Annotated in this window: 20 protein-coding genes; 8 read left to right on the top strand and 12 right to left on the bottom strand. The window is 66.0% G+C overall.

Annotated elements, in window-relative coordinates; all coding sequences use genetic code 11:
- Positions 1–747 precede the first annotated feature (747 nt).
- Positions 748–1926: a 1-deoxy-D-xylulose-5-phosphate reductoisomerase gene (gene dxr, locus DBO33_RS31840; RefSeq protein ID WP_107658341.1), complete on the bottom strand. Its 1179-nt coding sequence runs from the start codon at positions 1924–1926 to the stop codon at positions 748–750.
- Positions 1927–2063: 137 nt separating this feature from the next.
- Here dxr and DBO33_RS31845 point away from each other — a divergent pair, with 137 nt between their 5' ends.
- The 5 genes from DBO33_RS31845 to DBO33_RS43180 all read left to right on the top strand — a co-directional run bounded on the left by DBO33_RS31845 (position 2064) and on the right by DBO33_RS43180 (position 4091).
- Complete coding sequence (locus DBO33_RS31845; protein ID WP_107658342.1) at positions 2064–2333, top strand: DUF2631 domain-containing protein; 270 nt, start codon at positions 2064–2066, stop codon at positions 2331–2333.
- A 19-nt stretch (positions 2334–2352) separates the two neighbouring features.
- The gene (locus DBO33_RS43175) at positions 2353–2517 is read left to right on the top strand and encodes a hypothetical protein (protein WP_159080635.1); all 165 of its coding nucleotides are present in this window, start codon (positions 2353–2355) and stop codon (positions 2515–2517) included.
- Positions 2518–2526: 9 nt separating this feature from the next.
- Positions 2527–2844 (top strand): hypothetical protein, encoded by a 318-nt coding sequence (locus DBO33_RS31850; RefSeq protein ID WP_107658343.1) that lies wholly within the window; start codon positions 2527–2529, stop codon positions 2842–2844.
- A gap of 933 nt (positions 2845–3777) precedes the next feature.
- Positions 3778–3903, top strand: coding sequence for a hypothetical protein (locus DBO33_RS44505; protein ID WP_267897904.1), 126 nt, complete (start codon positions 3778–3780; stop codon positions 3901–3903).
- Between the two features lie 35 nt (positions 3904–3938).
- Positions 3939–4091, top strand: a complete 153-nt coding sequence (locus tag DBO33_RS43180) for a hypothetical protein (protein WP_159080636.1) — start codon at positions 3939–3941, stop codon at positions 4089–4091.
- 145 nt (positions 4092–4236) lie between these two features.
- Here the strand turns inward: DBO33_RS43180 and DBO33_RS31855 are convergent, their stop codons facing one another.
- From DBO33_RS31855 to DBO33_RS31865, 3 genes are all read right to left on the bottom strand, one after another.
- Entirely contained in the window at positions 4237–4494 is a 258-nt protein-coding gene (locus DBO33_RS31855) for a hypothetical protein (protein ID WP_107658344.1), read from the bottom strand.
- Positions 4491–5033, bottom strand: coding sequence for an RNA polymerase sigma factor (locus DBO33_RS31860; RefSeq protein WP_107658345.1), 543 nt, complete (start codon positions 5031–5033; stop codon positions 4491–4493). Before DBO33_RS31860 ends, DBO33_RS31855 begins: the two co-directional genes overlap by 4 nt.
- A gap of 177 nt (positions 5034–5210) precedes the next feature.
- Positions 5211–6149, bottom strand: a complete 939-nt coding sequence (locus DBO33_RS31865) for a LysR family transcriptional regulator (RefSeq protein ID WP_107658346.1) — start codon at positions 6147–6149, stop codon at positions 5211–5213.
- Positions 6150–6185: 36 nt separating this feature from the next.
- On the opposite strand from DBO33_RS31865, the gene DBO33_RS31870 reads away from it, so the two are divergent.
- On the top strand, positions 6186–6599 hold the full coding sequence (locus tag DBO33_RS31870; protein ID WP_107658347.1) for a DUF5997 family protein: 414 nt from the start codon (positions 6186–6188) through the stop codon (positions 6597–6599).
- A gap of 18 nt (positions 6600–6617) precedes the next feature.
- Here DBO33_RS31870 and DBO33_RS31875 read toward each other — a convergent pair whose 3' ends face one another.
- The 3 genes from DBO33_RS31875 to DBO33_RS43185 all read right to left on the bottom strand — a co-directional run bounded on the left by DBO33_RS31875 (position 6618) and on the right by DBO33_RS43185 (position 9294).
- Positions 6618–7613, bottom strand: a complete 996-nt coding sequence (locus tag DBO33_RS31875; protein WP_234391150.1) for a hypothetical protein — start codon at positions 7611–7613, stop codon at positions 6618–6620.
- Positions 7614–7867: 254 nt separating this feature from the next.
- Positions 7868–8719, bottom strand: coding sequence for an inositol monophosphatase family protein (locus tag DBO33_RS31880; protein ID WP_107658349.1), 852 nt, complete (start codon positions 8717–8719; stop codon positions 7868–7870).
- Positions 8720–8766: 47 nt separating this feature from the next.
- Positions 8767–9294, bottom strand: a complete 528-nt coding sequence (locus tag DBO33_RS43185) for a hypothetical protein (protein WP_159080637.1) — start codon at positions 9292–9294, stop codon at positions 8767–8769.
- A gap of 898 nt (positions 9295–10192) precedes the next feature.
- Here DBO33_RS43185 and DBO33_RS31885 point away from each other — a divergent pair.
- The gene (locus tag DBO33_RS31885) at positions 10193–12187 is read left to right on the top strand and encodes a glycosyl hydrolase family 18 protein (RefSeq protein ID WP_107658350.1); all 1995 of its coding nucleotides are present in this window, start codon (positions 10193–10195) and stop codon (positions 12185–12187) included.
- 54 nt (positions 12188–12241) lie between these two features.
- Here the strand turns inward: DBO33_RS31885 and DBO33_RS31890 are convergent, their stop codons facing one another.
- The 3 genes from DBO33_RS31890 to DBO33_RS31900 all read right to left on the bottom strand — a co-directional run bounded on the left by DBO33_RS31890 (position 12242) and on the right by DBO33_RS31900 (position 16662).
- A complete protein-coding gene (locus tag DBO33_RS31890) occupies positions 12242–13966 on the bottom strand; it encodes an ABC transporter ATP-binding protein (protein ID WP_107658351.1) in 1725 nt (574 codons plus the stop codon).
- Positions 13963–15744 carry an ABC transporter ATP-binding protein gene (locus tag DBO33_RS31895; protein ID WP_234391151.1) on the bottom strand — a complete coding sequence of 594 codons (1782 nt, stop codon included), beginning with the start codon at positions 15742–15744 and terminating at the stop codon, positions 13963–13965. The genes DBO33_RS31890 and DBO33_RS31895 overlap by 4 nt, the downstream gene beginning before the upstream one ends.
- Before the next feature lie 225 nt (positions 15745–15969).
- The gene (locus tag DBO33_RS31900) at positions 15970–16662 is read right to left on the bottom strand and encodes a TetR/AcrR family transcriptional regulator (protein ID WP_107658353.1); all 693 of its coding nucleotides are present in this window, start codon (positions 16660–16662) and stop codon (positions 15970–15972) included.
- A gap of 177 nt (positions 16663–16839) precedes the next feature.
- On the opposite strand from DBO33_RS31900, the gene DBO33_RS31905 reads away from it, so the two are divergent.
- A complete protein-coding gene (locus tag DBO33_RS31905; RefSeq protein ID WP_107658354.1) occupies positions 16840–17790 on the top strand; it encodes an alpha/beta fold hydrolase in 951 nt (316 codons plus the stop codon).
- 237 nt (positions 17791–18027) lie between these two features.
- On the opposite strand, the gene DBO33_RS31910 is transcribed toward DBO33_RS31905, so the two are convergent.
- Both DBO33_RS31910 and DBO33_RS31915 read right to left on the bottom strand, forming a co-directional pair.
- Complete coding sequence (locus tag DBO33_RS31910) at positions 18028–18318, bottom strand: hypothetical protein (RefSeq protein WP_107658355.1); 291 nt, start codon at positions 18316–18318, stop codon at positions 18028–18030.
- Positions 18319–18532: 214 nt separating this feature from the next.
- Positions 18533–19282 carry a MerR family transcriptional regulator gene (locus DBO33_RS31915; RefSeq protein ID WP_107658356.1) on the bottom strand — a complete coding sequence of 250 codons (750 nt, stop codon included), beginning with the start codon at positions 19280–19282 and terminating at the stop codon, positions 18533–18535.
- Positions 19283–19312 lie beyond the last annotated feature (30 nt).

Raw genomic sequence — 19312 nt, forward strand, 5'->3', positions numbered from 1 at the left:
CCTGCACCCGCACATCCCGTCACGGCCGCGAGCACCCCGACCACAGTAACCGGACCCCGCCCGACCCTGCGTATTCAGTGTGCCAGGCGGGGCTCACCAGGCGAGTCGATCCGCGGCAACGCGAGTTCGCCCTGCCGATGATTGGCGCCGACGCGGAAGTTACACATGCGTACGCGGTTAGGCGGGCCGACTCAGGCGCTCACGCCAATTCGCGGACGGCCTCAGGCACCGCACCCGGTTCGCGGGCGGCGTCAAGCGCGCACTCGGGTTCGCAGGCGACCTCAGGCGTGCACCCCGGTTCGCGGGCGACCCCAAGCGCGCACTGGGCGACCCCGAGCGCGCACTGGGGTTCGTGGCCAGCCTCAAACGCGCACCCGGGTTCGCAGACGGTCTCGGGCACGCACCGGCACCACCGACGACCTCAGGCGCGTACGCCGTTAGCGGGCGACCTCAGGCGCGCATGCGGTTAGGCGTGGGCCTCGGGCGCGCACCCAGGATCGCGGGCGTCGTCAGGCGCGCATCCGGGATCCGGACGTCATCAAGTACTCGCCCGGGATCGCAGGCGTTGCCAGGCACACAGCCCGGATCACCAGCGACCTCAGGCACACAGCCCGGATCACCAGCGACCTCAGGCACACAGACCAGTTCACCGACGACCCCAGGCAGACCAGCTCGGATCACGGAGGACCCAGACACGAACCCGGGGTTGCGGGCGGCGTCAAGCGACCACCGGCGCCACCGACAATCTCAGCCACGCACTCGGGATCGGGCGAAGTCGCGGGCCCAGGTGTCGGCGGCGAGGACCTCCTCGAGGGAGTTCGGTTCGGTGCGCCACTGGTCGGCAGCCTCGATCGCGGCGGCCACGGTGCGGACGATGGCGGGGAAGCGGATGGCGCCGTCCAGGAACGCTTGTACCGCAACCTCATTGGCGGCGTTGTAGACGGCGGTGACGGTGCCGCCTGCTTCGCCGGCCCGGCGGGCGAGGTCGATCGCGGGGAAGACCTCGCTGTCGACGGGCTCGAAGGTCCAGGTGGCGGCGGTGCCGAAGTCGCAGGCCGCGGCGGCGCCCGGCACCCGGTCGGGCCAGCCGAGGGCCAGCGCGATGGGCAGTTTCATGTCCGGCGGGCTGGCTTGGGCGAGGGTGGAGCCGTCGGTGAAGGTGACCATCGAGTGCACGATCGACTGCGGGTGCACGGTGACGTCGATGCGGTCGTAGGGAATGCCGAACAGCAGGTGCGTCTCGATCAGCTCGAGCCCCTTGTTGACCAGCGACGCGGAGTTCAGCGTATTCATCGGACCCATCGACCAGGTCGGATGCGTCTTCGCCTCAGCGGGGTTCACCGATTCCAGCATCTCGGTGGTCCAGCCGCGGAACGGTCCGCCGGACGCGGTGAGCACCAGCCGGTCCACCTCCTCGGCCCGCCCGCCGCGCAGGCACTGGGCGAGCGCGGAATGTTCCGAATCGACCGGCACGATCTGGCCGGGCGCGGCCGCGCGGGTGACCAGCGAGCCGCCCGCGACCAGCGATTCCTTGTTCGCCAGCGCGAGCCGGGTGCCCGACTGCAGGGTGGCCAGGGTCGGTTCCAGTCCGAGCGAGCCGACCAGCGCGTTGAGCACGACGTCGGCCTCGGTGCGGCGCACCAGTTCGGTAGCCGCGTCCGGACCGGCCAGCTCCACCTCCAATTGCTGAGCGGCGGCCGGATCGGCGACAGCGACATTGCGCGTCCCGGTGGCGGCCATCTGCGCGGCGAGCAGCTCGGTATTGCCGCCGCGCGCGGCCAGGCCGACCACCTCGAACCGGTCGGGGTTGGCGGCGATCACCTCGAGCGCTTGGGTACCGATGGATCCGGTACTGCCGAGGAGCAGGACTCTCACGATGTCGGACACGGGTTCATTGTGGCGCACAAGAAAGTACGCGCAGTGCATACCCGTCCCGCCCGCTGTCATCGCCCGACCGGCGTGGCCGACTTACAACGACGCGCCGTCGTATGTCACGATATCGAGCAGCAGTCCATCGAGCGCGTACCGGAACCCGCGGTACCCGAACCAGCTAAGGAGCGATCGTGGCCGCCACGGAACTCGAACCCGCCAGCACCGAGCGCGGCATCGTCACTCACGTGGACACCGCCGAGGTTCCCTCCGCAGAGTGGGGATGGAGCGGTGAGTCGCCCCGTACCTTCCGCATCGCCGGCTGGATCACCGCGTTCATCCTGCTTGCGATGATCATCGGTAACCACAAGGGGCGAGTCGAGGACATCTTCCTCATCGGTTTCGCCGCCGCCATCGTCGGCATTCTGGTCCGGGATTCGTTCCTGCGGCGCAAGCCTCGCTAGCTTTCCCTTTCAACGGCACTTGACCGTCGCGAGTAGCGGCCACGGTCAGGTGCCGTTGATCATGGTGGACCCGCCGAATGCCCTGAGTTATACCGGCTTTCAGCAGGCCAGCGGGGTCGAGTACGGTGTGCGTCGAGAGGTCCGCGACTCACTCGAGTCGCGGACCTTCGCTGCTGACCTGTGAGGAACCCCCATGCCCAAGATCTTCGCCGCCGCGCTGCTGACCGCCAGCGCCATCGGTTCCCTGCTCTTAGTTCCCGCCGCCCCGGCCCACGCCCAGTCCGACGCTTGCAACCGTGCCATCGTCGCGATCAACAAGGCCATCGACGGCTCCCCCGATGGTGTCATCGACGACGTCGTCGCACAGGCCCTCCACTTCACCCTGATGTCCCTCGATGCCCAAGGCGAAGAGAAGGCCGCCATCACCGGCTACGCCAACGCCCTGCTCGACGAAAACGTCACCGACCTGGACCCTTACACCACCGAACTCAACCGAGTCTGCGGCGCCTGACCGCTCCGGGAGTAGCGGCGTCGAGCGGGACACCAGGGTGCCCGCACTCCGATTCGCCGTCGCTACGTCCCAGGCGAGCGGCCACGCCGCGAAGCGGGACACGACGCACCGCTCACCCGCACTTCGCCGCCGCTACGTCCCGGCCAACCGGCCCGACGCCGCCAAGCGGGACATCACGCAGTGCTCACTCGCACTTTGCCGCCGCTATGCCCCGGCCAGCGCCCAGCCGCCGCCCAGCGGGCCTTGAGGCAGCGCTTCCCCCCACGTCACCGCCGCTCCGTCCCATTCGGCGAAAGGTGGTCCAGGGCACGGCCGCTCGATGGCGTCGAGCGGGACATGAAGCCGCGCGCACGCGCCATTTCCGCCGCTACGTCCCGGCAAGACCACCCGATGCCGTCGAAGGGGACATGACGCAGCGCTTACTCTCGATTCGCCGCCGCCATGTCCCGGCCAACGCCGCCCAGCGGGACACGACGCAGCGCTCACTCCCACTTCACCGCCGCTACGTCCCGGCCAACCCGCCCAACGCCGCCCAACGGGACACGACACAGCGCTCACCCGCACTTCGCCGCCGCTACGTCCCGGCCAACCCGCCCAACGCCGCCGAACGGGACATGACACAGCACTCACTCCCACTTCACCGCCGCTACATCCCATTCGGCGAAAGGTGTTCCAGGGCACGGCCGCTCGATGGCGTCGAGCGGGACAGGAAGCCGCGCGCACGCGCCATTTCCGCCGCTACGTCCCAGGCAAGCCACCCGGCGGCATCGAGCGGGACATGACGCAGTGCTCACTCGCACTTTGCCGCCGCTACGTCCCGGCCAACCCGCCCGAGGCCGCCGAACGGGACATGACGCAGCACTTCGCCGCCGCTCCGCCTCATTCTGCGAAAGGTTGTGCAGGGCAAGGCCGCTCGATGGCGTCGAGCGGGACATGACGCGACGCGCACTCGCGATCTGCCGCCGCTACATCCCGGGCAAGCCACCCGATGCCATCAAGCGGGACATGACCCGCGCCCCCGCACTTTGCCGCCACGACGTCCCGCTCGACGAAAGCTGAGCCCAGGCACGGCCACGCGATGCGGCGGTCGGGACATGACGGCGCGCGCACTCGCGGTTGGCCGCCGCTACGTCCCGGGCAAGCCGCCCAATGCCGTCAAGCGGGACATGACGCAGCGCCCATTCGCAATTCGCCGCCGCTACGTCCCGAACAAGCCGAACGACGCCGTCGAGCGGGACATGGCGTAGCACGCACCCACGCTTTGCCGCCACGACGTCCCGCTCGACGAAAGGTGGTCCGGGGGTGGCTTATGCCGTCGGACGGGATATGACGGAGTGCGCACTCGCAGTTGCTGCCGCCATGTCCCCGCTCGACGGACGAGTGGGGTGTGGGTCAATCGGCGAGCGTCAGTTGGCATCGACCGTCTGCGCACGATCGTTGCAACCGGCCCATCGAAATGGTCTGCATCAATCCGATGGCCCAGCAGGTCGGGCAACCCCGGAGTGCGACGAAGCCGAGCGGGGCGAGTAGCAAACTCGCCAGGCCGACCCACGGCAGCAGCGCGAACGCTGCGATCAGTGCGCCGAATCCGGCCACCCCTCGGGCCAGATGCCGCGGCACCGAAGTGCTGGCGAAGCTCTGCTCGTTCATTCGCGACCCGCTTCCGGAAACCCGCCGCGCAACGACTGCTGCACGGCGGAACGAGCCCGATGCAACCGCGACTTCATCGCCGCGGTGCTGAGACCGAGACGATCCGCCACCATGCGCCCGCTGTACCCCTTGAGGTCTCGCATGATCAGCACCTGCCGCTGATCGATCGGCAAGGCCGCGATGGCCGACGCCACCCGCTCAGCCTCCAACCGACGCATCGCCTCGTCCTCCGCTGAGACCATCGAGACATCAGGTGTCACCTCGACAGGTCGCCCCATCAGCCGCAACTGACGCAGGCACTCGTTGCGCACGATGCGAAACATCCACGCCGCCAACGCTCCTGACGCACGCAGCGTGCCGATCTTGCGGTACAGGATGATCAACGCCTCCTGCGCGGCATCCTCGGCATCCTCCGGCGACGCACACAGCGAATAGGCGAACCGCCGCACATGCGGGTGCGTCCCCGACACCAGCGCGGCGATCGATTCCACATCACCCGCCCGCGCGCAGGTCACCAATTGTTCGTCGGGCCAACTCATTTCCGGCTCCGACGACGCAACACGGCAACACTGCACGCACAAACCAGCAGTGCGCCAACAACAATCGCGGCAATGATCACAGCAACCTCCCGAACCAGTGCCGACGTGGTTGCCGGCACAAGTAAGAGAGGGGCGGACTCCGGAAAAGGATTCACCCGTGGATCAACTGGATCCGAGCTACCGTCCCCGACGCTTCACTGGCTTCTTCTTACCGACCGCATTCTTCGCCGGACCGGGTCGTCCACCAGCCCGCTTCGCCACCGACTTCTTCTGTGGCTCAGCACTTTTCGCCCGCACTCCAGGCGACCGAGAACTGCGCTCCGAGCGACCCCGCACCACGCCTACAAAATCTTCCACCAGATCACTGGTCCGCTCCGTCGGCCACGCCAACGCGATCTCCGTGTCCGCAACGTCGGTGACCGTGCGATACACCAGGTCACGACGAGCATGCAGCCGAGCGATCGAATGCGGAACCACGGCGACACCCACCCCCGCCGCGACCAGCTCGATAGCACCCGAAACAGCGTCGATATCGGAGGCGTCCTGCATCCGCTCATCGGCCAGATCCGCCATGCTCACCTGCTCGAACACCGAGATCGGATGATCCTTCGGCACTACAACCACCGGCACCTCCCGATACAGCGGAATCGCACTCATCCCGTCCCGGTCGATCGGCAGCCGAACAAAACACAGATCGACCCGCCCCGACCGCAACGCCGCTTCCTGCTCCCCCATCGGCACCCCCACCACCTCGAGCGGCGTATCCGGAAACCGCTCCCCCCAGATCCGCGTCCACTTCGACACCGTCACACCGGGCACAAACCCCACCCGCAATGCCGCCGGCCCGTCCGTCGTCTCCTCGACCACCGACTCGGCCCGCGCGATCAACTCCCGCGCCTCCACTAATAACGCCGCCCCATCCTCAGTCAACTGAGTGGGCTGCGCGCCCGGCACGAACAGTTTCGCCCCCAGCTCCTCCTCCAATTCGATGACCGTCTGACTCAATCGCTGCCGCGAAATATTCAACCCCTTCGCCGCCCGCGCAAAATGCAGCTCCTCGGCAACCGCGACAAACCACCGCAGCCGCGCGACATCGATCGACTCGAACCGGCTCATGCCAGGAACACTATCGCCACCCGATACGCTGGTTCAGTGAGCCCGGACCCGAACCCCCAGATGATGAAGCCCCTGACCGCAGCCAACAAGCTCGGCATCTACCTCCCCGCGGCCCCCGAATCCTTCCAAAACACCCCCCTCTCGCGCGCCGACCTCGAAGCCCTCCGCACCGACCCGCCGGAATGGCTCACCGAACTCCGCCGCACCGGCCCCTTCCCCCGCGACGTCACCGCCCGCAAACTCGGCGTCTCCAACTCCGGCCTCTCCCGCGCCCAGGTCTCCGACGCCCTCACCGCCGACGAGATCACCGCCCTCCTCGCCGACCCCCCGGAATGGTTGGTCCGCGAACGCGAGAACTACGCCGAGGTCCTCAAGGAAAACGAGCGAATCGCCGCCAAGGAAGCCGAACGCCGCGCCGCCACCAACCGCCCCGCGAAGAACCGCACCTAGCCGTTTCCGCCGGGCCCCTCACATACCGCTGACGAACTCGCGGTAAAGGAACTTCTGATGCAGGCTTTCGAGGGTTCCCGAGTGCCGCCGGAACGGAATCAAGGCGAGGCGCAGTGGCCGGGTAATCGGTATACCCGGCCCTACTAGCTCCGCCACAGAAGCCGCCGCTTCGATCAACGTCGCCTCGGTCTCATTCGGCTCAGCCGCCTCGAGACCCAGGCGCCGGAGCAACTGGTCGCGCACGCCTTCCACGTCGAGTTCCAAGCGACGCGCTTCCTCCTCGGTATCACAGCGCGACAGCGCCCGCCGGAAATCGACTGCCCGCGCCCGGTATTCGTCGATACGGCCGCACACCATCTCGAGCCACCGCTCGTCGCTGAGTCGTCCCCGGTCCCGCAGCGACCACAATCGCCCACCCAACAGCGGCAATTGGTACTCCAACAGCTGGAGTCGACGACCATGCCTAGCGCCCGCGACCTTGCGAATCTCGCTGGGTATCCCGCGGACCGCCGAGATCACTTCTTCGATCGTATTGTCGGGAACACCGTCATCGAAGAGATCGAACATCACCGAGAAGTCCCGGCGAAGCGGGTGTGGTGTGTAGGCAACAGCTTTCACCTTCGCCCGCGCCGAATACCGCAGCGAGCGCACCAACGTGGCAATGAGCCACAGTTGCTGTTCGCTGTCCTCGATCAAGCTACGGAATTGCCCTTCCATGGCAAACGATGACGCACGCGCCCACTGGTCGAAGGGGTCGAGTTCAACACCGTCGGCACTGGCGATACGAGCCCGGTGATGGCCCTCGATTCTGACGTTCTCCCACTGGTAATCCGCCCACGCCGCGATGTTCGCCAGCATCCGCTGCCCACCGCCGCGCTCCTGCACTTCGCGATCGGTGCGGCGGGTCTTATCGATGAACCGCAGCATGGTCTCGACACCGGTGGTTTTGAGCGTCTCGATAGCGGTCCGCTCGGCCGTGGCGAGGGCAGGCTCTTCGCCGATGCCGATCAGCATCGGCACGGCGATTCGCAGGTCGAAGAGGTGGCGAAGGATTCGAGGGAAGTCACCGTAGTCGGCGGGAACCGGATTCAACTTGGTCGGGTGCGGTACGAGTACCTCATCGAAATAGATCAGGGATTGGACGAGCTCGGCGTAACACTGCTGAGCGAAGGGATCGCGCGGTCGCGATGGTGAGCTGTGGTTCTGCGACAGGATGAATTCTTCTGCGCTGGTGAACGTCGTGACGTCCACCATGACACGATTGGACATCAGCCGCTCCGAGGCTCCGCCAGCAACTCGACGAACCACTGCACGCAATCAGGGTCGCCGGCGATCGTCTCGGCGAAGGTCGGCTCGCGGTGGTTCAGAAACTGCTCATCGAGCGGTAACGGGCTGATCCCGTGGCCGTCGGTAGCTGTGCGCCCCATCGCCGTCACCAGTCCGATGCCCGCCGCCCCATCCCATACTTTCTGATTGGGCCGGTAGAACAGGTCGAACTGATGTTCCGGTGCTCGGGTCCAAGTGGACAGGTCGATGCAGGTTCTGACCATGTCCAACGTTTGGGAGGTGGTGCGGGTCTTCATGACACATCCGGCATCGGCGAGATCGGCCTCGAACTTCCGCACGGCGGTGTTCTTGCTTCGCGTGACCGAGGCCCGCCTCGGTGTCTTCGCCGGACCAACCGGCTCAGCCGTTTGTCCGTTCACCAGTACCTCGCCTGACCAATGAATCGTGATGGGTGAACGATCAACACCCAACTCGGGAGCAAGGACGTACGCCGCTGTCGGCACACCGGCTTCGAGAAGGCATACAACACTGCAGAATTCGCGTCCGCCCAGTGTGGTGAACTCACTCGTACCGTCGATCGGGTCGATGATCCAGGTCGGCTCGCCCGAGCTGGGCAGCTCCGCCGCGTCCTCTTCCGCGACGAAGCGCGAACCGGGAAAGTGTCTCCCGATGGTTTCGATGATGGTCGTCTGAGCAGCCAAGTCTGCCTCGGACAACAGCGTGTCGTCGGCTTTCGTATCGACCTGCAGCGAGGCGAGGTTGCGGCGGTATCGGCGGAGCAACGGCAGCAACTGCTCATCCAGTGCTTTCCACAACGATCCGACGTCGCTCAAAGCGCCTCCCACGCAGTGTTGTCTTCCGAGGGTAGCGGCTGTGCGGGTCATCGGAGGCGGTAACCCGCCGGTTCAACCAGGTCGCACGGGGCGTTGCACGCCGACAAGGCCGCGCTACGGAAACAGGCGCACGACAGAGGGATTGCGGTACACACCGTCCGCAATGGGGCGGGCGCGGTTGTATCGCCGGCCTCGGTGCGGGCATTCGTGATAGCGGCGTACATGTCCGGCGTTGCCCAGGAACCACCTTCCGCCACAGTTCTTATATTGCCTGCCGGCTCGAGTAGGTCGAGATCGGCGGCGTACGCGCTGATATGGATCCATGTGGGAACGGGCGTCTCCGAGAATGCATTGAAGGGGGCGAAGCCGGTCAGGCATACTCGCCCCGTCACGCTGGCGCCGGCGGCGATCAGGCCGGTTCGAGGTAACGGACTGCCGTCTTCTGTGGCGCAATCGATCCTGATCATTCCGTCGCGTCCACTCGAACTACCTTTGTCGTCACGAATGGCGTCGAAGAACCGCAAATTCTCCGGATATGCGGGCAATTTGGTGACATTCTTGGCGACTACCGTCACTACGAAACGGTCGGGGCGGTCGACAGGTCCGATTACGGTCAAGTCCGAGAGGGTCAGTGACCACGGGCCGACCCGACCGGTTCGCCGTTGGCCAATCCGGCGACGACGGTGGGAGTCGGCGGTGCATCCGTCGGTGTTGCCGTCCCGCTGGGCCGGGACAAGCGAGTGGCGATGCCTCCCACCAGCGTTCCAGCGGACCAGCGCCGCCACCACGATCAAGACGGCTATCCGTTGGTCGCAGCGACCAGACGTTCGGGTCACCCGGATCGGACGGGGTGAACGGTTGCTCGGTCACGGCGGCCTCACATACTGCTCGTTCGGCCGCTAGGTCTCATCGAGAGCACCGAGTGACCGTTACCTCACCGGCATAACTGTCCGATCATTTCGCCGTGCACGATCGTGCACCGAATCGGCTTGCACAGCCGTGGTTTCCAGCAGCACCTGCCCGGCGTTTGCATAATGCGCAACAGCACCAAACCATCCCGGTAATGTCGAACGTGAAATCAGAGATCTGCGACAAGGCTTCAGCAAGACTGCTACCAGCCGGTCGCATCGAAATAGTCGAATAACCGCCGCGCACAATAATCCTCAGCTCCCCTGTCTGCGCAACTGGGGAAGTAAATACCCACTGACGTGCCGAAATCCCCACTCTTACACTGGGGATTCGCCTGCAACATTTCGTGTCATGATTCAAATGGTTGTTCAGGCAGTGACGGCAGACCGGTCTGCTGTTGGCCGGAACCTCCTCTTGCACAACAGTTCTCGGTTCTCGTTTGCCTCCTCTGTTCGGGCTGTCGCCGCGCGCAATCACCGAAATCGGGTGTCGTGGTGGCCGATTCGCTGACCTGAGCGAATCGGTTCTTCGGGGACCGATACAACGTCCCCATAGGGAGGACCCATGCGAACCGCGAAACATACGGGGCTCATCGCCACGGTCGCGAGTCTGGTGATCGGCATATCGGCGGTGTTGGTGGGGTTCACCAATGCCGCGCCGGTGCACACGGCGTCGGTCGGCGCGACTTCCGGCGGTGTCAAGATCGCCTACTACAACCAGTGGTCGGTCTACGAGAACCGCTTCTACCTCAAGAACGTCGATACCTCGGGTATGGCGGCCAAGCTCGACTACATGATGTACGCGTTCGCGAACATCCACCCGACAGAACACACCTGTTTCGAGGCGAACAAGGCGGCGAGCCAGGACGAGAACAACCCGAATGCCGGCGACGGCGCGGGTGACGCGTTCGCCGACTACGGCAAGTCCCACGACGCGTCGATGAGTGTCGACGGCACCGCGGACAAGTGGGACGACCCGATCGTCGGCAACTTCAAGCAGATCAAGCAGTTGAAGGCGAAGCACCCGAACCTGAAGGTGCTGTTGTCGATCGGCGGCTGGACGTACTCGAAGTTCTTCTCCGATGTGTCCGCGACCGACGCCGCGCGCAAGAAGTTCGCCTCCTCCTGCATCGATATGTTCATCAAGGGAAACCTGCCGAAGATGGACGGCTACGGCGGTCCGGGCACCGGTAAGGGCGTCTTCGACGGGCTCGACCTGGACTGGGAGTACCCGGGCGGCGGCGGCCATGTGGGTAACCACGCCTCGGCTGCGGACAGGGCGAATTTCACGCTGCTGACGGCCGAATTGCGCAAGCAGCTGGACGCGCAGGGCGCGGTCGACGGCAAACGTTACGCACTGACCGCTGCGGTGGCAGCGGGTCAGGACAAGATCCGCCACTACGAGACGAACAACCTCGGCAAGTACCTGGACCTCGTCAACGTCATGACCTACGACATGCACGGCGCGTGGGATGCGAAGGGCCCCACGAACTTCCAGGATCCGATCTACAGCAGGCCGGACGACCCGATGGCACCGGTCCCGCCGGGCAACGGGAAGTACAACATCGACGCGGCGATCAGCGCATGGACCACCGGCGACAGCTCGTACGGCATCCCCGGCGGCTTCCCGGCGAACAAGCTGACCATCGGCTATCCGTTCTACTACCGCGGCTGGACCGGTGTGCCCGCGGGCAATAGCAATGGGTTGTTCCAGCCCGCAACGGGTCCGGCACCCGGCGGTCCGTCCTCCGGCAACGTCCCCGGCATCCGGATGTACAAGGAACTGGCCGGCGTCGTGGACAACCCGTCGCGCACCTTCTACGACCCCGTAGCCCAGGCCGCCTTCTTCTACGACGGCACGAACTGGTGGGGCGGCGACTCACTGCGATCCATCCAAGCCAAGTCGGACTACCTGCACTGCAAGGGTCTCGGCGGCGCGATGATGTACTCGCTGGAGAACTTGGATCCCGCGTCAACCTTGTTCAACCAGGTGGTCAAGACCGTCGACGGTACCGCGACGAACTGCAACCCGCCGACATCCACGACCCCACCCACCTCCACCACAACCACGCCACCTACCTCCACGACAACCACTCCGCCAACCTCTACGACAACGACCACCCCGCCGACCAGCACGACGACAACCACACCGCCGAACGGAAACGGTGTGATCAACGGCGATTTCGAGACCGGCGCCCTGTCCCCGTGGTCGTGCGCGGGCAACCTCGGCTCGGTCACCACCACCACGGTCCACGGCGGGAAGAACGCCCTCACCGGCGCGGCGAGCAACAGTGACACCGCCCGCTGCTCCGAGGAGATCACCGTCGAACCGAACCGTACGTACACGCTGTCGGCCTGGGTCAACGGCAAGTACGTCTACCTCGGTGTCACCGGCTCCGGCACCACTGACACGTCCACCTGGACACCGGGAACCAACGGCGCCTACCAACAACTTTCGACCAAGTTCACCACCGGACCTGCCACCACGAAGGTCACCATCTGGGTCCACGGTTGGTACGGCCAAGGTTCTTACAACGCGGATGACATCACGCTGAAGTAGGAACCCGACACACGAAGGTGGGTCTCGCTCGACGAGACCCACCTTTCGTGGCGTCTATACCGTCAACCGCCACCCCTGTGCCCGCTCGCGTTCACGCCAGAAGTCGGCGTACTTTCCCGCTTGTGAGATCAGCTCATCGTGGTTGCCGCGCTGGACTATTCGTCCATTGTCGAGCACCAGGATCTGGTCGGCGGCGGCGATGGTGTGCAGGCGGTGGGCGACGACCAGGAGGGTGCGCTGCTGGGCCAATACGCGGATGGCGTCGACGACCGCCGCCTCGTTGTCCGGGTCGAGGGCCGCGGTGGCTTCGTCGAGCAGCACGATCGGGGCCTGCTTGATCAGTGCCCTGGCTATCGAAACCCGTTGGCGTTCACCGCCGGACAGGCTGACGCCGCCTTCGCCGACACGGGTGTGCCAGCCGTCGGGGAGGCGTTCGACGATCTCGTCTACCCGGGCCAGCCGGGCAGCGTCGCGGATTTCCGCGTCGGTAGCGTCGGGCCGGCCGAGGCGGATGTTGGCCTCGATGGTGTCGTCGAAGAGGTATACGTCTTGAAACACCATGGCCAGCTGGTTCATTCGTGCCTCGGTGGTCAGTTCACGCACGTCGACGCCGCCGACCCGGACCGTGCCGGCGTCGACATCCCAGAAACGCGCGGCCAGCCGCAGCAGCGTGGTCTTTCCTGCCCCCGACGGGCCGACGATGGCGGTGAGCGTGCCGGGGCCTGCCTCGAAATTGATGTCCCGCAGCACCGGCCGATCGCCGTACTTGAAACCGACGTTCTCGAAACTCACCGCGCCGGGTGTAACCACCTGTGTCGCAGCACCTTCCGGCAGCGTGGGCACCGCAAGCACCTCGTCGATCCGATCGATGTTCTCCGCGGCCACCCGCAACGCTGCCCCGTGGTCCATGATCTCGACCAGTGGGCCGACGAACCGGGTGACGAGTACGAGCAACGCGATCAACTCGGCGGCATCGAGCGAGGTGCCCAGCGCGAGGGCGACGCCGATGGTGATCAGCGCGACGAATACCGCCTGCACGGCGACGGAGAATACGAGCAGCGCGGAGACCGCGTTCCGGCTCAGCTCACCGAAGGCGCGCCGCTCCCCTACCAGCGCGTTGTCGAGCAGATGATTGTCGGTGCCGGTGCGGCCGAAGGCCCGCAGCACCGGTTGACACTGCGCGAACTCCACTACCCGCCCAGCCGCTTCGACCGCCGCGTCATCGACCGCGCCGAAACTGCGCGCGAGGGCGTGCTGCGACCAGCGGTATGCGGCGAGCAGCACCAGACCGGAGAGGGCCAACGCCACCCCGAGCCGCCAATCGAACAGCAGCATCCCCAAGGCCACGACCGCCGGGGTGACCACCGCGCCGACCACCGGCTGCATCAGGTGCGCGGGCACGCCGAGGATGCTCATCGTCCCCTGCGTCATGGTGTGCGTCAGCCGACCGGTCCGCTCGGTACCGAACCAGCCCAGCGGCAGCTTGGCCAGATGGTCGCCGACGCGGTGATGCATCCCGGCCAGCAGGCTGTCGGCGATCCGCTGGCCATGTATCGCTTGCGCGTAGAACACCACACATGTCACCACCGTCGTCGCGGCGAGGGTGGCCAACCATGGTGCCGCGGCGTCCCGATCGCCGTCCAGCAGCGGACGCAGCACGGGAACCACGAGCAGTAGGCAGATGCCCTGCAGCACCGAGAAGGCGACTATCAGCCCCACCCATCGAATGAACCGTGCTCGGTCATCCGGGTGGACGATCCGAAAGAGCTTGCGGATCATGCTGATTCCTTTCCATAGGCCAACTGAGCCGAGCCGGCGGGAGCAGCAACCGTGTCGTGCCGCTGGGTCGCCCACATCCGCGCGTACTCGCCATCGGCTGCAAGGAGTTCGTCGTGCGTGCCTGCTTCGACCACTCGGCCGCGTGCAAGAACAACGATGCGGTCCGCGCCGCGGATCGTGTACAGGCGGTGGGCGATCACCAGCAGGGTGCGGCCGGTGACCAGCCGTGACAGCGCATCCTGCACCGCCGCTTCGGATTCCGGATCGGCGAAGGCCGTCGCCTCGTCCAGCACCAGCACGGGTGCGTCGGCCAGTAACGCTCGCGCGATCGAAATCCGTTGCGCCTCACCGCCGGAAAGCTGCGCATCCGCGCCGACGACGCTGTCATAACCGCGGGGCAGGGCCGCGATGCGTTCGTGGATCTGAGCCGACCGCGCAGCGGCCTCGACCTCCGCTAGCTCGGCCTCGGGCCGTCCGAGCGCGATATTGTCGCGAATACTGGTGCGCAGCAACGATGTTTCTTGAAAGACGAACCCGACCCGGCGATACAGTTCACGCTCCGCGATCTTCCGCACATCGACGCCGCCGATCCGCACAGCGCCACCGTCGACATCCCAGAAGCGTGGTAGCAGACGCGCCAGCGTCGACTTCCCCGAACCCGAGGCGCCTACCAGCGCGGTGACCGTGCCCGGCTCCAGCATCAGATCGACACCGTCTAGCACAGTCGTCTGTCCGTCGTAAGAGAAACGCACAGAATCGAATTCGACGCGAGCACCACTCGGCACCGATGGATCGGCGACTCGCGGCAGCTCAGGGGTCGCGAGCAGTTCGGCGACGCGCCCGGCGGCGGCGGTCGCCTGCTGCATCGCGATCGCGCCGAAGCCGAGCGCCAGCACCGGCGCCCCCAGCCCCACCGCCAACATCACGAACGCGATGAGTTCGACCGGATTCGCCCGCAGCCACAAACCACCACCGAGGGCGACCAACAACAGCACTGGCGGCGAAATCGTCATGGACGCAAGCGCATCCAGTCGGCGGGTCGGTCCGGCCCACTCGCTGAAGAAACGCGCGAGGTCGTCGCCTGCGCGCCGGTAGCGGGCCTCGCGTCCGGCTCGCTCGAACGCCTTCACGACCGCGATGCCGTCGACGAACTCGACCATGGCCGAGTTGACCTTGTCCACCTCCGCGTTCCAGCGCGCCATTCGCGCCCCTTCGCCGCGCTCCATGTACGCCACCAAGCCGAACCACAGTACCAGCGGCGCCAGACACAGCGCGGCCAGCCGCCAGTCGAGAAAGAACAGATAACCCAGTGCGACAACGGGAGTGACCACGGCGGCCACCAGATCGTTGATCGCGTGCGCCACCACGTGGTGCACGGCGGTGACATCATCGGACAGCGCTCGCTTGACCCGACCGGAGCTGTGCTCGGAGAACCAGCCCAGCGAAACCCGGCTCAGCCGCTGCGCCGTGCTGCGCCGGATCTGCAGGCTCACATCGGCATCCGCATTGTGGCTCAGCGTGTACGCGAACCCCGCGCATACCGTGCGGATGACGAAACCGATGGCCGCCACCGCCACGAACGCCCAGATCCGGTCGCGATCCACCGCGTCGTCGCCGAGGAACTCGCGGGCGATCTCGACGATCGCGAGATACGGCGCGAGTCCGGCCAGCGACCCCAGCAGCTGGAGCACCCCCGCCACTGCCAAGCGGCCACGCACGGGCGCGAGGACAACACCCAATCCGCTGCGTTTCTGTTCCGGCTGCGCTGCCTCAGCCACCGTTGCGTCATCTCGCACTGCCGTACTCATCCGGCCCCTCGCAAATTAGATCAGTGTTTCAATTCAGAGTGTATAGATGACTCCGATGAATGCAAGTGCATTGAATTCAGCCCACCGAGGGCTGCCGAATAGCGATGGGCGACTGCGGATTACGCGGCGACTGTGCCCGCCCATCGTGCGATCCAGCGCCTCCAAGCGGGCACCGAGGCGATCACATCACGTCGGCTACTGCCTAGACGCGCCGAGCTCCGCCAACCGCGCTTCGAGCCCGTCCAGCACCCGGTCGAGTGCGTATCGGCAGAACTCGCGCTGCATAGCGTCGCGCACGGCGGGATCACCCTCGAAGCGTGCGACCATCCGCCGCATCTCCTCGGTGCCGGTGCCCGCGGCGGGATGCGATTCGAGCATGGTCAGCAGGCCCGCCAGCCCCACCCCGGTGTCGGCGCGCGATCGCTCGCCGACGGCGATCAGCCCGAGACAGGTGTCGAAGGCGGTCGAGTAGGCGACGGCGGATTCCTCGCCCCACCCCGCTTCGACCATCAGCCGCATCCCGGTGGCGAGCGTCGGCAGGAGTTGGTCGGTCTGCGGTCCGTTGTGCAGCAGCCAGGTCGCGACGCCAGGCCATTGCGGCAAGTGGTCGATCATGGCCGACAGCACGCTGTGCAGCATCGACCGCCAGTCGGTGTCATCGATCGTCAGATCCATCGTGGCGTACACCCGGTCGACGACGGCCGCGCAGACCTTCGCCCGGTCGCCGACGTGGTGGTAGATCACCGACAGCGACGTGTCGAGACGGGCGGTGAGTTCGCGCATGCTCCAGCCGTCGAGTCCCCGCTCGGCCGTCAGGGCCGTCGCGGCCGCCACGATCATGTCGCGCGACATGCCGGTGCGGTAGGCGCGCCTGGAACCTGCGGACATCGGTATCCCTAATCGTGAGCGGAGTTGGAACGGCGATCCAGAGCATAGATCCGTGCCCACCCTTGGTGGTGGTCTGCTCCACCTTGGGGGATCGAGCCCAGCACTCGGGGCTCTGAACACGGCGGCCGTTGCGGTGGACAGTTGAGGAAGTCACCACCAGCGAACCCGGAGCCCCCGATGTCGATCTCGAGCACCCTCACCACCTCGGCAGCACGCCGCGTGACGGTGTCGACCGAAGACGGTGTGGCGCTTGCGGTTCGGGAATACGGGCCGCGGCATGCGGAGCTCACCGTCGTACTTCTGCACGGGCATTGCCTGCGCACCGAGTCGTGGACCGACGTTCGCGACGCGCTGCGGCGCCAGTACCCCGGTGCCAGAATCGTCTGCTACGACCACCGTGGGCACGGTGACTCCGCCGCGGCGTCCCGGCAGACGTATCACCTCGAGCAACTCGGGCACGACCTGCGCGACGTGCTCGACGCCGTCGCGCCGACCGGCCCGGTGGTGCTCGTCGGCCACTCGATGGGCGGCATGACCGTGCTGACCTACGTCAGCCAGCGACCGCACGAGATCGGCACTCGCATCGTCGGTGTCGCACTCATCGCGACCGCGGCGAGTGGGCTGGCCGACGCGGGCTTCGGTCGGCTGCTGCGTAACCCGGTGATTTCGGTGTTCCAGGCTGCGGTTCGACGGGCGCCGGTGCTGATGCATCACGCGAAGTTGGTGGCCTGCAAGGTTTTCGCGCCGATCATCCGGATGGCCGAGTTCGGTGATCGTAAGGTCAGCGCGCGCGTGCTCGCTCTCGCCAACGCGATGCACAACGCGACGCCGATCGTGACGATGGCGGGCTTCTTGAGCTCGTTCATGGACTACGACCGGACCGATGCGCTTGCGGTGCTCTCGCAGATTCCCACGTTAATACTTTGCGGTACAGCGGATTTGATGACGCCGCCCGCGCATTCCATCGCTATGGCGGCGGGTGTCGAGTATTCGGACCTGGTGCTGGTCGAGGGGGCTGGGCACTCGGTCATTCTCGAGCAGCCGGAGCGGGTTGGCGAGGCGGTTGCTCGGTTGGCGAAGCGGGTGAGTGGCGTTGAACCAGCGGCGCATCTCACACTCGTCGCATAGTGCTTGCGCTGGTCGTGCCGCGTATTGAATTGTGGCCCAGAGCGTTCAGGGGTTGCGCAGCGCATTTGATGGCTGCGCGGCGAATCTAGAGACCTAACCCTATGGGCGACAGGGTGTTTGGCGACGGTCAGCTGGTACCGACCCGCTCGGCGCCTCGAAACACACTCAACGTCCTGGAAAGCGGTGTCGTGCGGTCAGAGTCACCGACCCGTCGATCCGCACGACACCCGCGCAAACTCAGGTGTACTGCGCCTGCTGGGCGATGACAAAACCACCCTGCCCGTTGGCGTCCTGCCCGGTGTCGAGAACCTTGTCGTCCAGGAACGCCGCGGCATCCTCGTCCAGGAAGATTCGTGACCCTTCGGCGGTCAGGATCTGGTCTTGCTCAGCCGGTACCGCGGCTACCTCGAGCTGCAGCGTTTCCGCGCCGTCGGCCGTGGAGATGCGCAGCCCGGCATCCTCCGGTGTGCCTTCCGCGGACGTAATAGTGCGAACGACCTCGATGGCGGTGGGGGTGAGCATCAACATATATGTGGTTCCTTCCCGCTGTCGTGACAGTCAGCCAAGAATTTGGCGAACTCCGATCCCGCCGACCGCTACCAACGCCCCCATCGGCGTCGGCAGGCCATACCGGCGTTCTCTCCGGAGTAGCCATCGGCTGCTTCGCGAAACTATATTTTTCGCAGTCGGCCGCATTTCCCCTGTTCAGAAGCGAATTGTGAGCCTCGCCGCAGCCGGTCGGCTAGCGGTCAGCGGCCTGATCGGGGTGCGTGGCAGCAGCGGATGAAGTCACGGCGTGCAGTGCTGCGGCGGCGTCTAGGAACGCGGTGGAACGCATGGAGAGGGTGGCGTCTCGGGCAGCTAGCGCGGACTGCACGTCGTCGGATCGGTGCGCCTGGCGCAACTCGGGCAGCACGGCTCGGAGGTGGGTGATCGGGTAGCCGGCTTTGCGGAGTTGATGGACGATGCGGGCGTCTCGAACCTGTGCCGGGGTGTAGTGCCGTGCTCCCTGGTGGGTTCGGTTGCGTTCAGGGACGACCAAACCTTCTGCGTCCCAATGCCGCAGCGTCGAGGTGCGGATGCCGAGGGCGTCGGCGAGTTCGGTGATGCTCATCGAATCGGTGCTGTGCACGTCAGCGATCGGCTCGCCGGAGATCGACGCGGCGGCCTGTTGAGCGTGGCCGAGTTCGATGCGCTCGACGTGCAGACGCGCGTGCGCGGCGTCGAGCAGGGCAAGGGCTGCTGCGAGCGGGCCCGTGTGGACGGTCCGCAGAATCTTCTTGGCTTCGGTCGGGCCGGTAGCGGTGGCGAGTGCCCGGTAGGCAAGCGCCGAATGGAGGTGCACCTCCGCATAAGCCCGGTGGCCGCCCGGCGTGCGTACCGCAGGCGGCAGGACACCCTCGCGTTCGAGGTTGCGCACCTGCTGCACCGAGTACCCGGCGTGGCGTGCGATATCGACAGTGCGCACGACCTGCGATTTGAGGTTTCGCAACCAGAACTCCTAGCAATCGCGCCCAAAGTC

The sequence above is a fragment of the Nocardia suismassiliense genome (assembly GCF_900269665.1).
GTDB lineage: Bacteria > Actinomycetota > Actinomycetes > Mycobacteriales > Mycobacteriaceae > Nocardia > Nocardia suismassiliense.